This window comes from Paenibacillus sp. BIHB 4019 (assembly GCF_002741035.1).
In the GTDB taxonomy this organism is placed as follows: domain Bacteria; phylum Bacillota; class Bacilli; order Paenibacillales; family Paenibacillaceae; genus Pristimantibacillus.
The window spans coordinates 1,312,883-1,326,976 of record NZ_CP016808.1 but is presented as its reverse complement, the minus strand read 5'-3'; the positions used below and the strand labels follow the sequence as shown (position 1 = coordinate 1,326,976).

12 protein-coding genes are annotated in these 14,094 nt (G+C 48.9%); 7 read left to right on the top strand and 5 right to left on the bottom strand.

What is annotated here, in order from left to right; genetic code table 11:
* Nucleotides 1-81 precede the first annotated feature (81 nt).
* A complete protein-coding gene (locus BBD42_RS05565; protein ID WP_481855919.1) occupies nucleotides 82-402 on the top strand; it encodes a HesB/YadR/YfhF family protein in 321 nt (106 codons plus the stop codon).
* A 40-nt stretch (nucleotides 403-442) separates the two neighbouring features.
* Here the strand turns inward: BBD42_RS05565 and BBD42_RS32730 are convergent, their stop codons facing one another.
* The gene (locus BBD42_RS32730; protein ID WP_348272604.1) at nucleotides 443-1,288 is read right to left on the bottom strand and encodes an alpha/beta hydrolase family protein; all 846 of its coding nucleotides are present in this window, start codon (nucleotides 1,286-1,288) and stop codon (nucleotides 443-445) included.
* A gap of 24 nt (nucleotides 1,289-1,312) precedes the next feature.
* On the bottom strand, nucleotides 1,313-1,963 hold the full coding sequence (locus BBD42_RS32725; RefSeq protein WP_348272593.1) for a hypothetical protein: 651 nt from the start codon (nucleotides 1,961-1,963) through the stop codon (nucleotides 1,313-1,315).
* A gap of 266 nt (nucleotides 1,964-2,229) precedes the next feature.
* Between BBD42_RS32725 and BBD42_RS05555 the strand changes: the two genes are divergently transcribed.
* The 3 genes from BBD42_RS05555 to BBD42_RS05545 all read left to right on the top strand — a co-directional run bounded on the left by BBD42_RS05555 (nucleotide 2,230) and on the right by BBD42_RS05545 (nucleotide 4,745).
* The gene (locus BBD42_RS05555) at nucleotides 2,230-3,234 is read left to right on the top strand and encodes an ABC transporter substrate-binding protein (protein WP_172455405.1); all 1,005 of its coding nucleotides are present in this window, start codon (nucleotides 2,230-2,232) and stop codon (nucleotides 3,232-3,234) included.
* Nucleotides 3,235-3,290: 56 nt separating this feature from the next.
* Nucleotides 3,291-4,181 carry a DUF1963 domain-containing protein gene (locus BBD42_RS05550; protein ID WP_099517353.1) on the top strand — a complete coding sequence of 297 codons (891 nt, stop codon included), beginning with the start codon at nucleotides 3,291-3,293 and terminating at the stop codon, nucleotides 4,179-4,181.
* 207 nt (nucleotides 4,182-4,388) lie between these two features.
* Nucleotides 4,389-4,745 carry a nucleotide excision repair endonuclease gene (locus BBD42_RS05545; protein WP_099517352.1) on the top strand — a complete coding sequence of 119 codons (357 nt, stop codon included), beginning with the start codon at nucleotides 4,389-4,391 and terminating at the stop codon, nucleotides 4,743-4,745.
* Nucleotides 4,746-4,830: 85 nt separating this feature from the next.
* Here BBD42_RS05545 and BBD42_RS05540 read toward each other — a convergent pair whose 3' ends face one another.
* The 3 genes from BBD42_RS05540 to BBD42_RS05530 all read right to left on the bottom strand — a co-directional run bounded on the left by BBD42_RS05540 (nucleotide 4,831) and on the right by BBD42_RS05530 (nucleotide 10,429).
* Nucleotides 4,831-6,117, bottom strand: a complete 1,287-nt coding sequence (locus BBD42_RS05540; RefSeq protein WP_099517351.1) for an MFS transporter — start codon at nucleotides 6,115-6,117, stop codon at nucleotides 4,831-4,833.
* A 152-nt stretch (nucleotides 6,118-6,269) separates the two neighbouring features.
* Nucleotides 6,270-6,725 carry a MarR family winged helix-turn-helix transcriptional regulator gene (locus BBD42_RS05535; protein ID WP_099517350.1) on the bottom strand — a complete coding sequence of 152 codons (456 nt, stop codon included), beginning with the start codon at nucleotides 6,723-6,725 and terminating at the stop codon, nucleotides 6,270-6,272.
* A 149-nt stretch (nucleotides 6,726-6,874) separates the two neighbouring features.
* Nucleotides 6,875-10,429, bottom strand: coding sequence for an S-layer homology domain-containing protein (locus tag BBD42_RS05530; RefSeq protein ID WP_099517349.1), 3,555 nt, complete (start codon nucleotides 10,427-10,429; stop codon nucleotides 6,875-6,877).
* A gap of 203 nt (nucleotides 10,430-10,632) precedes the next feature.
* Between BBD42_RS05530 and BBD42_RS05525 the strand changes: the two genes are divergently transcribed.
* From BBD42_RS05525 to BBD42_RS05515, 3 genes are all read left to right on the top strand, one after another.
* Nucleotides 10,633-11,226: a TetR/AcrR family transcriptional regulator gene (locus BBD42_RS05525; protein WP_099517348.1), complete on the top strand. Its 594-nt coding sequence runs from the start codon at nucleotides 10,633-10,635 to the stop codon at nucleotides 11,224-11,226.
* 3 nt (nucleotides 11,227-11,229) lie between these two features.
* Nucleotides 11,230-11,979: a (S)-benzoin forming benzil reductase gene (locus tag BBD42_RS05520; RefSeq protein ID WP_099517347.1), complete on the top strand. Its 750-nt coding sequence runs from the start codon at nucleotides 11,230-11,232 to the stop codon at nucleotides 11,977-11,979.
* A 130-nt stretch (nucleotides 11,980-12,109) separates the two neighbouring features.
* Nucleotides 12,110-14,080, top strand: coding sequence for an AraC family transcriptional regulator (locus BBD42_RS05515; RefSeq protein ID WP_237163383.1), 1,971 nt, complete (start codon nucleotides 12,110-12,112; stop codon nucleotides 14,078-14,080).
* The last annotated feature ends 14 nt before the right edge of the window (nucleotides 14,081-14,094 follow it).

The following is a 14,094-nucleotide window of genomic DNA, read 5'->3' as shown; positions in this document are numbered from 1 at the left end:
GCAAATATGTGCAGCTGCATTGACACCAGCCCGCCAATTGGCGATGATGAAGGTATTCGTACTTGAAGGAGCATCATTTAAGTGGCGAATATCGAATGGAAGGGGCTGACACATATGCAATTAATCGTTGAGCAGCCAGCGGCGAGCTGGTATAAGCAGCAGTTGGAACTGAAAAATGGAGAGTCGGTCAGAATATTTATAAAGCTTGGCGGCTGCAGCACTGTAGTGCCGGGCTTGTCTCTAGGCGTTAATAAGGAACTGCCAATAAATCCGGGGCTCAGCGCTACCGTTGAAGGAGTTACCTTCTTCATAGAGGAAGCCAATTTGTGGTATCTCGACAATAAAGGGCTGCGCATTACGTTCGACGAGCAGCATGAGGAAATTGACATGATCGTGGAATGAAAAAAAGAGAGGCAGGGGCCCGTCAAGGCTCCTGCCTCTCTCATTTCTCGGACTTTTCTCCATTGCCGCCGGCAAACAGCGAGGTCATAAACTTCACCTCCGGATAGGCTTCGTTTGGTCCCTCCAGCAGGCTGTCGCCTTTATTTTTCAAATAATGGTCGAAGAAGCTAAGGGTATAGGCGTTAATAATTGAAGCAACCCGGTCCGTACTCAGCTTCCCGGTCATGCCAATTTGCCGAAGTATGGGGGTAAGAAGCTGCACATCGGCAAAATTATAATGCTCTGCGCCTGCTACATACACAACCTGTCCTCCGTGATCAGCGACGCTGCCCATATGCTTAAGCTGTGCCCCGACATCGCGATAATCCCGCTCGATTTCCTCCCTCGTTGCTCCCATCTCCTTCAGCTCTTCATCGGCAGGAAAGTCATGCTGCCTTACTCTGTTGTAGCGCTCAAAGGTGCCTTCGGAGAGCATAAACAGAAAAGGCTTTGTGAGGCTCTCCTTGTTGTGGTAACGGTAAAGCGCGCCATCCAAATCAATGCCCGCTTTAATTCTTTCATCATAAGAGGCATCATAAGCCGCAGCTCCCCCATAGGAATGGCCAAAAACGCCAATGCGATCCAAATCCATTTTTCCGTGAAAAAGAGAAGGGCTTGCGCCAGTGTTGAGCTCCTGAAGCTGATCGAGAACAAACGCTACATCGTCCGTCCACACCTTTCCAACCCTGTCCCGATATTCCATGTCGCGTATGAGATATTCGTCGGTCTGCATCGTTGTGGTACGCCCATCCGGGAAGACGGTGGCAAACGTGCTGTACGTATGGTCGATAGCGACAACGATGTAGCCGTGGCTCGCGAGATTTTCAGCTTGCGACGTATGATAAATGCGTGACGACTTGTACCCATGGTTCTAAATAACGACGGGATAGGAAGGTGAGGCGTTGGAAAGCCCGGCATTGAGGTAAGAGTGGCTCGGGATATATTTGAGATAATCCATCAGGATGGATGGAAAACCGACCGTTTTGGACAACGGCTCCTCCTTCAGCAGCGCGCGGTCTGCGATGAAGGGGGCGGGAGTGCCAGATGCATGCTGCGCAGGATACCAAAATTGCACGATGAGCTCCCGCTTGCCGCCCTCTGGCCCGCCAAAAATTTCTTCCCGGTTCGCATCAATGAAATGGAACGTTTGCGTACCTGCGCTGAAATCGCCGGTTGGCGCCGGCAGCTTAAAGACGGGGAAAACATACATCAGCCCCGCTGTGAGTGCCAGCATAGCGGCGATTGCAGCATAAACGGTGCCCCTCCAAAACCGCGTTAGATGAGGAAGAGCGGTCTGTTTGAATGAGGCATAACTCGAAAGTGCCAAAAAAAGCAGCGTGATGCCATAAGCAAGCAGGAGCTGCAATCTCGGGCCTTCGAATGTCCAATGGAGGATCATGAATATCGTGCTAATAACGCTTGCCACGAATAGGGACGCAGGGCGGCGCTCCTTCTTCAACACGAACAATAACACGAGCAGGCCGACATTGGACAAAAGCAGCAGCACTTCAAATCGTTGCATAATCACATCGTCCCTTTTGTGAAATTTCCTCAAGCACTGACGAACAAATCACAGGTGAGGTTAATCCTATTTTATCCCGCCAAAATCGCCTGAACTATAGTTGTTACCTTACAAAACGGGACACCCAAGCTTACAGTGTTGTCATGTAGCCTCGTCGTTGTTTTCCTGTCATGTGAAATAACAGAAGCCTGTTTTGTCCATTGTGTTGGATCGCAGCATCCAGTATATTGATAATGATTATCATCAAACAAAAGAGGGGTTTTCACATGTCTACGAAACAAGTCAGAATGTTCATTGCCGTTATACTGTTATTAACCTTCAGTTTATTAGCAGCCTGCGGCTCTACGGGTGGTGTAGAAGCGACGGAGTCGGCACCAGCTGCAACCGAGCCAACCGAGTCTGAGTCGGCTGAACAAGCTGCAACAATTGCGACAGAGGCAGCAACACGTATCTATAAGGATTTTGGCGGGCATGAAGTTGCAATTCCAACACATCCTCAGAAAATCGTATTGCTCGGCGACATACCAGGGGATTTGCTGGCACTGGGCATTACACCTGCGGGGAACGATTGGGTGAACGAGCCCTACATTTATAAAGACGATTTAGTCGGGGTTGTCGATATTGGCTACCCGCATAATATGGAGAAGGTGCTGGAGCTTGCGCCGGACCTGATTTTGCAGGCTGGTTATGGTGGACCCGATGACACCGAAATTTTCGAGAAAATGTCCAAAATCGCGCCGACGGTCATCTTCAATAGAGATGCAGCAACGTTTGACCGCTTGCGAGAGGTTGCTGATATCGTCAATAAGAAGCAGGAGGCGGAGGATTGGATTGCCAGCTATGAGATTAAGGCGAAGGCGATGTGGGATAAAATCGGTTTGAAGCCTGAAGAGTCGGCAACAGTTTACCTAAGCCTGGCTGGTGACTTCTATGTCATGGGCAATTTCAGCTTAACGATGTCGCTGTACCAGTCGGGCGGCTTTAGCCCAAGCGCGAAGGTGCAGGAACTGATCGACAAGAAGGAAGTATTCTCGCTTATTTCAATGGAGGTGCTGCCTGATTATGCGGGGGACCACGTGTTTTTGCTCAGTTCACCCGGTACTGATGATGAAGTGGAAGCGAAAAAGCTGATGGAGGGCCCGCTTTGGAAGTCGATCCCCGCTGTGAAAAACAATCAGGCTTATACGGCTGATATTAGCTGGAACGCAAGTGATCCGATTACAATGGAACGTTTTCTGGATGAACTTCCGAAAATGATGGGCATGAAGTAGGCCATCGATTACAATAAACGAAGGGTCTACATATTTTCCATGAGGAGCTTGATTTTATGCCATTAACAAAACCAAATCAGGAAAAATTGGAACACTTGCTGCAAGAACAGGAGTATACCCACGCCTTGGACTATTTAATGAAACATGCCCGTGAAGGCGTACGTTTGGCGAAGCGAAATATAGCGGATTATTCTAAAATCTGCGTATCGCGAATTGGTGGAGATCCCGATCTTCCTGATGAAATAGAATGGCCGCTTGATAAAGAAGGCACACCGATGACGTTTTTGGCACAGCTGCGTATGGAGGAATTGGCACCGCATGATGCGGCTGCGCGGTTATCGCATGGCGGCATGCTTTATTTTTTCTTGGGAGTGGATGAGCCGGCTTATCATATTGACCATTTCGTCCTGCATTTGAAAGACGAGCAGCTTGCAGGTGCCAAGCGCCGCTTTGCTCCTGAGGAAACGTCGCTGGAGGATGCGGACTATACCGGCTATGAGGTAGCGGGCCGAGCCTCGATTGAGCTTCCAGGCTATGGCTATGTAGATGAAGAGCTAGTAGAAGATGAAGAGCATGATTATGAGGAATACGAGAATTTAACCGATGAATTGAGCGGAAGCGAGAATGGCGATCTTGCCGTCATGTTCGGCTATCCGGCAACGCAGCATGGCGACTGCGAGATTGAGGCGGCGCTGATGCTGATGACGGGCAAGCATTATGAATACAGTCCGGACAAGGCGATGAAGCAGCTGGCAGACCACTTCGGAGGCGATGAAGGACAAGCTGAGCAGGAGGTTGCAGATACGCTTGTGCTGCTAGCTCTTGATTCGGATCAAGATGTAGGCTTCTGCTGGTGGGATGCCGGGGAGTTGCAATTTTATATTCGCAAAGAAGATTTGCTGGCAGGGAATTTCACGCGTACGTATTGTTCGCTGTATTCCAGCTAAGGGAAGCTAATGGCGTATAATTGTGAAGCGAAATGAGAAAAAGCATGTTAACCGGCATGAAGCTGCTGGCGAACATGCTTTATTATATGGATACTTATTTTCAGCGTAAATAAGCAGGGGCAGAAAGAAGGGGGAAATTTGAAATGGTGTTGCGGCGGGTTTTGTGGTAGTATTTACTCTTATATTGAATGAGGACGTGAGCAGCGCGTGATTAATATTACGATACCAACACCGGATGTAACGATTGAGAAGCAAATTTCTCCTGAGCTGAGCAATATTTATGGCTTTACTGATTTTCACCTGATTCCCCGCGACAAAGGCGGCATCTTCATGTTCTACAACAAGAGCAAGGAACTGCTGTTTGTCGGCAAAGCAAGAAAGCTTAGACCAAGAATCAAGAAGCATTTTGAAGATTCGGTATCCCCAATGAAACCGCATCGCGACGAAGTGACGACGATTGAGGTCTGCATCATTGAAGAGCCAGTGGATAGAGAAATTTACGAGACGTATATCGTGAATAAGCTAAGAGCGAAATACAATGTGGACAAGGTGTTTTTCAAGTAAGAGTGCAGCAAAGCGTCTAAGGTTGAAAATAAGCCATGAGCATCGTCTGTCGAGACGTTGTTCATGGCTTGTTTTTTCGTGTCTGTTATGCCGCTTGAACGGCAGCCGCCGGGCTTCTTCTAATGCGCAGCGCCATTAATGCTGCGAAGAAGCATACAAATCCGGCGATGAAGAACGCTTGCGAATAGGTGCCGAACCAATCGCGCATAACCCCTGCCCCATAGGCTGCGGTAGAAGCGCCGAGCTGGTGGGCAACGACGATCCAGCCGAAAATCATGCCGGATCTTTCCTTGCCGAACGTTTCGCCAGCTAGCTTTGCGGTCGGGGGAACCGTTGCAATCCAGTCGAGGCCATAGAAAACGGAGAACACGACAAGCATGGCTGGCGTCGCAGTAAGCGCATAAGGCAGAAACAGCAGCGACAGGCCGCGCAGCCCATAATACCAGAACAGCAGCTTGCGGCTGTCAAAATGGTCGGATAGCCAGCCAGAGATCGTCGTTCCGAACAAATCGAACAGACCCATCATGGCGAGCAGGCCGGCAGCAGCAACCTCCAGCATGCCATGGTCGCCGCAAGCGGCAATTAGATGGGTGCCGATCAAGCCATTGGTGGAGAAGCCGCAAAAAAAGAAGGTGCCGGCGAGCAGCCAGAACGTCGAATTTTTCATAGCCAGCCTGAGATTACGCAGTGGAGTCAGAAGCAGGTTCCCCGTGAATTCGGCTGGTTTTACGATTTCGCTGGAGCCGTAGGGAGCGGCACCAACATCATAAGGGTGGTTGCGCATCCAGATGGCTACAGCAGCGAGAACGAGCAGAACGCCCGCTATAGCTGCAAAAATAGCATAGCGCCAGCCGAAATCAGCCGTCATTTTTGCAAAAAGGGGCAGAAACAGCAGTTGGCCGGTAGCAGCGCTTGCTGTCAGCAAACCAATGACTAGTCCTTTGCGCTTAACAAACCACATATTGCTGACCGTTACGCCAAGCACATTCGCCATCATGCCCGTAGCAAGGCCAGAGACCAGCCCCCACAGCAGGTTGAACTGCCATAAGGCGTGGATGAACGGCGTGGCCGCCAGGCTAATGGCAAGCAGCGCGAGCGAGCTTATGACGACTTTGCGCACACCGAAGCGCAGCAGCATGGAGGCGGAAAATGGCCCCACTAAGCCGTATAGCAATATGCCCATGGAGATGACGCTGGAGATGCTGCCGCGGCTCCAATGGAACTCATTTTGAAACGGGACAAGCAAGATACTCGGCAGCGAGCGGATACCCGCCGACACGAGCAGTGTGGCGAAGGTCAGCAGTACAATGATCCAGCCGTAATAAAACCGGGATTTTGGCTGCAGCTCAGCTTGCGAATGTATAAGACTCATATCAATTGCTCTCCCTTTATATTTTTGTTGTACATACAAAATTAAAAGCAATGCTCAATAAGGCCATAATATTAAAAATACGAGTGTGCTCAAAAGAATGCGAAATAGCCGGTTCCACGCTTTAAGTGGCTTTTACAACCGGCATGCACATTTTAACGCTCCAGCTGCTCGCTCGCTAATTCATGATTATGGGTTAGCTGGTCTGCCAGCTCTTTGCCGAGAATCGCTTCATATTTTTCCTTCAGTGTGTGTGAAGCTTGGCGTAGTGACGGTACTAGCTCCTTGCCTTTGTCGGTTGGATAGACGAGCACGGTCTTGCCCTGCACTTGGCGCTCCACCAGTCGCTTTCCCTCAAGCTTATCTATAAAACGCGTCAGAGTGGAAGGGGTAATATACAGCTTCTCCGAGAGCTCCTTCTGCGTAATGCCTGGCTTGCCGACGACAAGGCGAATCAAATAGCCATAGGCTGGCGCAAGTCCAGTTGTCGCAAAGGCTTCATCTGCCATTCGCGTTATAGCCCGGCTCAGGCGGTTCGTTGTGAAATACATGCAGCTATGCAAAAAAGCATCATCCTGCTGCGCGAAATCGTTGTGAGGCTGTTTTGTCATCCCTATTCCTCCTTCTTTTATTTTGTATGTACAACAAAAATAATCGATTTGGCTGCGGTTGTCAATCCACAAGCTGTAAGCAAAAATAAAAGGCTGCCCTGCTTACGCCTATTGTCAGGCATGAGCAGGGCAACCTTTTTAACTTGCTCTTAAATTAAATGGGATGCCTTGAGCAGACGCTGGATGATTGAGGCGACTTCAGCCCGTGTAATAAAAGCCTTTGGCGCAAGCTCTGCGCTGCTTCTGCCTGATACGATGCCAGCCTGCACGCTGTCTGCGATGCCGTCCAGCGCCCAAGCAGAGGCCTTGTCCGCATCCTTATAAGCCTGCAAGGTCTGCTCAGTCGATTGCGCCGGAAGCTGGGCTTTCAATTTCGTCAGCGACATGGCTTTAGCGATCATGAGCATGGCTTGCTCACGGGTAATGCTGCTATTGGGACGGAACGTTCCATCCTCATATCCGCCGATCAGCCCATAAGCATGAGCGGTGCTAACAGCGCCGCTGTACCAAGCGGATGATGGGACATCTGAAAAAGGCGCTGCCCCGCTTTCCGGCCGGAGTCCTAGTCCTCGTACAAGGATGGCAGCAAACTCGGCGCGGGTAATATCGCGTGCCGGACTGAACAAGCCATTGCCGGTTCCTTCAATGACAAGGCGCGAGCCCATTTCATTAACCGCATCTTTTCCCCAATGCGTTTGGACATCGCTAAACGCAACCGGATTCCAGATAACGGAATACATACTGTTGGTCAAGCTGTTGATTTTTGCATAAGCCTTGCCGTCCTTCTCTATAATCATCGTTGGGACGTGGCGGATTGTGCCGTCTGGATCGATGACGATTCCAGTTGTAATTTTGCTAATGTCTGCTCCATCAGGAAGAGTGAGCATCCGCTCTACATAAGCATTAAATTTTGTGACATTAACCGATTTTCCCAAATACGTGCCCTGCACGATAAACTCAAACGGAGGCACGGCTAACGTAAAGCCTTGTTTGGCTGCCGCACTTTCCGCTGCACTTCTTTGAGCAGCCGATGGCGCGCCTATTTTAATGATTATTTTAATATCCTTCAAAGCTAGCGGGCTGCCGAGCTGGGCAGACAGCGCATCGACGTTAATTTGCTCGGCTGGCAAAGAGTAAGCAGCTTGCGGCGTCTGAATATTCAGCGTTACTCCTTTGTTGGACAAGCTCTTGATCAGCTCGCCATCGCCTTCGAAAATCATAATATCAGATGTACGGTTCACTGAAAGGCTGGCCATTTGCGTGCCTTGCTGCTGAAGCTGGTTCTCCAGCTTATTTTTATCGAGTGCAACGGTCGTTACGGTCTGTCCGTTTAGCTTGGTGGTGATAACCGTACCGATATCAACCGTTTTGCCGTTAAGCAGCAAATCGGCATCTGTGCTAGTTGGAGTCGTTGTATTGCTGCTGTTTGACGACGATCTTGGCGTAACCGCATCCGATGCGTCCGACGCCAAGCTGCTCCCAACCGCATTAATTGCCTTTACGGTAAACGTATAGCTCGTGCCATTGCTGAGACCTGTAACTGTAATCGGGCTTGTCGTACCGATTGCGATAATATTGCCCGGAGAGGCGGTCACTTCATAGCTCGTAATGGTGTTGCCGCCATCATTGGCCGGCGCGGTAAAGCTGACTACAGCCCGACCGTTGCCGGCGGCAGCCGTTACTTGCGTTGGTGCAGAAGCGACAGCAGGAACCCAGACGATCGTAGAGCCCTCGCTTGGCACGCCGTTAATACTTTGTATCGCATAATATTCACGACCTGGATCTAGCGCAACAAATCGGTAAATTCCATTCCCTTGATCAATAGGGATATTGGAGACAGGGCTGCCGTCAATCGTAAATAGCGTAACCGTTGCTCCCGGATATACATTGCTAATGTCTACATAGCTGAGCCCGGCAATGGCGGCAGTTGTTCTCAGGCTCGCATTGATAAAGCTGGAATTGACACTTTCCTCTGCTCCTACCGTTTGGGTTACGTAATAATAGAGTGAATTTGGCTCAACATCGTTAAACGTATAGGAAGGACTAACAACATGCGTTGCCGTAGCTTGCAAGGAGCCATTGGTCAAATATAGCTTTAAGGTTGCGCCCGGCTCGAAGCCGCTTACGGTGATGCTTTCTTCGCCGCTGGCTGCTGTTGGAGCTGCAGAAATACTAGGCTGCACGGTTACGATGCTGGTGAGAGCGCTGCTCACGCCATTAACGCTCTGCACGGCATAATAATCGCTTCTTGCCATTAGTCCGTCAAAGCGGAAAATGCCGCCGCCCTGATCCATAGGCGAACTGGAAACGGGGCTGCCGCTTGAGGTATACAGCGTAACGGTTGCGTTAGGGTACACATTGCTGATGTCCACATAGCCGATACCAGCGCTGGCAATAGGTGTTCTTAGGCTTGAATTAATGAAGCTGGAATTGATGCTTTCCTCTGCTCCGACCGTTTGGGTCACATAATAGGAGAGGGAATTGGGCTCTACATTGCTAAAGGTATAGGTAGAAGCAGTGACGCTCGTTGCTGCAGCCTGCAAGGAGCCGTTGGTCAAATAAAGCTTTAAGGTCGCACCCGGCTCGAAGCTGCTCGCCGTAATGCTTTCCTCGCCGCCGACTGCTGCTGGAGCAGCGGGAATGTCAGGCTGCACGGTTACGATGCTGGTGAGAGCGCTAGTCACGCCGTTAACGCTCTGCACGGCATAATAATCGCTTCTTGCCATTAGTCCGTCAAAGCGGAAAATGCCGCCGCCCTGATCAATAGGCGAACTGGAAACAGGGCTGCCGCCTGAGGTATACAGGGTGAGCGTTGCGTTCGGATGAACATTGCTGATGTCCACATAGCCGATGCCGGCGCTGGCAACAGGTGTCCTTAAACTCGGATTAATGAAGCCGGAGTTGATGCTTTCCTCCCCGCCGACGGTTTGAGTCACATAATAGTAGAGGGAGTTTGGCTCAACATCGCTAAAGCTATAGGCAGAACCAGTAACACTCGTTGCCGTAGCCTGCAAGGAGCCATTAGTCAAATAAAGCTTTAAGGTCGCACCCGAATCGAAGCCGCTTGCCGTTATGCTTTCTTCGCTGCTGGCTGCTGTTGGAGCAGCAGGAATGTAAGGCTGTACGGTCACGGTGCTGCTAGCATTGCTTATCACGCCATTAACGCTCTGCACGGCATAATAATCGCTTCTTGCCGTCAGTCCGTCAAAACGGAAAACGCCGCCGCCTTGATCAATGGGGGAGCTGGAAACGGGGCTGCCGCTTGAAGTGTATAGCGTGATGGCTGCGTTCGGATGGACATTGGCAATGTCGACATAGCCAATGCCAGCACTGGCATCAGGTGTTCTAAGGCTGGAATTGATGAAGCTGGAATTGATGCTCTCCTCCCCGCCAACGGTTTGGGTCACATAATAATAGATGGGGTTTGGTTCGACTTCGTTGAAGGTATAGGTAGTAGTAATAACGTTTGTCTCCGTAGCTTTTAAAGTGCCATTGACCAAATAAAGCTTTAGTGTAGCGCCAGAGGTGAAATGGCTGACCGTAATGCTTTCTTCGCCGCCCACAGCGTTAGGAGCATCTGGGGATGCTGCTAGAGCAATGCCGGCAAAAGAATTGAACAGCATAAAGCAAATGAGCAGGCTTAGCTGAACTCGTTTGTAAAGCTGATGCGCAAGCTTGCTTTGTAAACGGGATATATCTTTCATGATGCTGAACCACGTCCTTTTTGCGATGAGTGTAGTATTCGATTGAAATATTATTTTCGACAAATCGTTCTAAAGTCCTGCAATTGCAGCGGTTGCCGTTTTTCAATATTTTTTAACTATCGGTAGTTAAATTATTGACAGGCTGTTTTCCTGTCGCTTATAATCATTTCCAGCAGGATGGATGAAGAAAGGAGCGGAATGCCTTGAAGAAGAAGGAGCTTACATCGAATCAAATTATAGAGGCGGCTTTTGAGCTTTTTGCCGAGCATGGTATCGAACGAACAAGCTTAAGCATGATTGCGGGTAAAGTCGGCATTACGAAGCCGTCGATTTATTATCATTTTTCGACAAAGGAAGAGCTGGTCAGCCGGATTTATTCGCATCTTTTTGAAAATCATTATTTCGAAAGCTATTTTCAGGCGGATTTTGCTGCGGCAGAGGATTTCAGGAAAGCCTTGTATGAAGGCGGCTTGAAGATGCTTCCCGATGGGAGCAAAGAGCATGCCGCCTCTTTAAGGGTGTTAAGTGAATATATGCTGCTTGCGGAGCGCGACGAGCTGTACCGGTCACTTCTCGGAAATATGCAGCAAAATTTTCTGAACGGCTTCCATGATCTATTGATGAAGGGTGTGGAGCTGGGAGTGGTAGCACCGCAAAATGTCGTATACAAAGCCCATATGCTGGCCTTGGTTATTGATAATTTATCCCGATGCATGATGATGAAAGTTGCGATGGAGTACCATGAAGTATGGAAGGAAACGGTCAATAGTGTATTGCTAGACGTTAAGGGGGAATAACGAATGAAAGTTTTTTTCATTACGGGCACATCTAGAGGCATTGGCGAGGAACTTGCGAATCAGCTGTTGGCAGAGGGGCATCATTTATTTTGCCTATCGCGGGCGGAAAATGAACAGCTAATAGAGCGGTCGATTCAGAAAAAGACGAGTATGACCTATTATCCTTTCGATTTGAATCATTTGCTGCATATTGAGCATATGTTTACGGAGCTATTCAGCATGATTCCGCAGGATAGAGAGATTACAGGCCTCTATTTAATTAATAATGCGGGCATGCTGGCTCCGGTGGCACCCATCGAACAAAATTCAGCTCAAAGCATCATTGAAAATGCAAATATCAATTTGCTGGCACCAATGATTATGACTGCGAATTTCCTCAAGCGTGCAAGGGACTATCAAGTAGAGAAGCGGATTATGAATATTTCCTCCGGATCTGCCCGCTATTTGCTGCCTTCGCAAAGCTGTTACAGCACTTCGAAAGCGGGTCTGGACTCTTTTTCAAAAAGTGTGAGCTTGGAGCAGACGGTTCAGCCATATCCAGCCAAGGTCGTGTCCGTCTATCCGGGGATGATCGATACCCAAATGCAAGCGGAGATGCGTTCGGTATCCAAAGCGGACTTTCCCTATGTTGATCAATTCATTCAAATCGCGGAAGAGGGCAAGCTGCAAACACCTGAATACACGGCGGCAAAATTAATCGAGCTGTTGTTTAGTGAAGATTTTGGCAGCACCGTAGTGGTTGAAAACTTATAATCTATGAGAGAGAATCATTATCATTTATAATAGAGGGAGTTGTTGCGACAGTTATCTCATAGAGCGATTCAGCATACGGGAAACTGAGGAGAGGAATTGAAACGGTACGATGAGTATAGAAGATCATATCTTGTTATGGAACCACGCGTTAGTTCGAATGATGGATGTTCGTCATATCAGGATGGAATTTAATGAGAAGCTGCCGGCTTATGACTTGCCCGCGAGTGCGTTCTTGTTGACGGCGCGAGGCAGTGCAAAGGTTTCATTGGATGGCCATTTTAGCATGGTCCGGCGGTTTCATGTGCTTCATGGCGGCAAAGGAGCCCGGCTGGAGATCGAAGCAGAGGATGTATTTGAATATTATTTAATTTTGTATAAAGCGTCATTAGTGCCACCTTTCCGGCGCGAGCTGCAGCTTCTTATGGAACGGGAAAATCCGTTTCAACAGCAATATGATTTTACACCGCAATATCCGGTTGAATTGCTGGACAAGGTAAAGCGGATGCATCGTGAATGGAGTAGGCCGAATACGCTGGAAAGGCTGCATGCCAAATCGCTGTTCTATCAATTTGTGTATGAATTGCTGTGGCAAATACAACGGCAGGGCTTGGAGACGGACAGTCCAGATTTATCGGCGCAAGCCATTCGTTATATGACGGACAATTATCAGCACAATATTACGATTGAATCGCTGGCGCAGCTGCTAAATTATAGTCCGCAATATATATCCAGAAAGTTTAAGGAGCAGACGGGAAACAGTCCAATCAACTTTCTCATCATGCTAAGAATGGACAAAGCGCAGGAACTGCTGTTGACGTCGGATGCTACCTTGCAGGAGGTTGCCGCTTCTGTGGGCTATCCCGATATGTTTTATTTCAATCGGATGTTTAAAAAGCATGTGGGCGTAGCTCCCGGCCAGTACAAAAAACGCAAGCTTGCCGGCGGCAAGATACAATATTCTGCAAAAAAATCGTTAACATCCTCCATTGTGAAACGTGTCGCTCAACGATATATTGGTGATGAGTATGAAAATCATTATCAATATAAACTAGAGGGGGATTTTACGTTGTACAGAGGTACGAAAACATCTATGACAGCAACTTTATTGCTTTGTCTCATGCTGCTGCTAAGCGCTTGCGGCACAGGAGGCACGAATACGACGACGGCGACAGCAAACGGGGGAAGCCAACCGGCGAACGTACAGCCAGCAGATGCTGCTCAAGGAGGAGCCGCTGATGGCCAGCAAGGCAGCACAAATCAAGCGAGCTCAGCACCAACCGAAACAACTAAAACGGTATCCACCGTGTTTGGGGATGTTACGATACCAGTAAATCCTAAGCGAATCGTAGCAATAGACTATCTGGGATCTCTCGTCGCTTTAGGTGCGAATCCGATCGGTTCATCCGAGTGGCTTATGCAAAACCCGTATTTAAAGGATAAGATCGATGGCGTTGAAAATGTGGGGGATTCCATTGAAAAGGTCATGGAAATGGAGCCCGATCTGATTATCACATTGACAAGTGATCAAGAGAAATATGAATTGTTCAGTAAAATAGCACCGACAGTGAGCGTTCCCTATAATAAATTCAAAAATGTTCATGAGGAAATAAACTATTTCGGCGAGCTGCTGGGCGTTCAGGAAAAAGCAACCGCTTGGCTGGACGATTACGATACTCGTATAGCTGCCGCAAAAGCAAAGGTGAAACAGGCGCTTCCTGAGGATGCGACGGTGAGCGTGCTTGAAGACCAGGATAAATCGATTTACGTCTTCGGTATTATTTCTGGCCGCGGCGGACGTGCAATCTATGAGGCATTGGGGCTCAATCCGCCAGTAGGACTAACTAAAGAAATTATGAAGGAGAAATATTACCCAATTTCGCTGGAAAAGCTGGGCGATTTCGCTGGTGATTATGTTGTCCTGACCAGTCCGAAAGCAATGGATGAATATAAGTCTAATCCGTTATGGAGCCAATTGGATGCAATAAAAAATGATCGTGTATTTCTGTGGACAGAGGATCAATCATGGTTCCAAGATCCGATCGCAATGCTGTCTCAGGTTGAAGAGCTGGCAAATTGGCTGATCGAGAAATCGAAGTCATAGATTGGAGGAAGCAG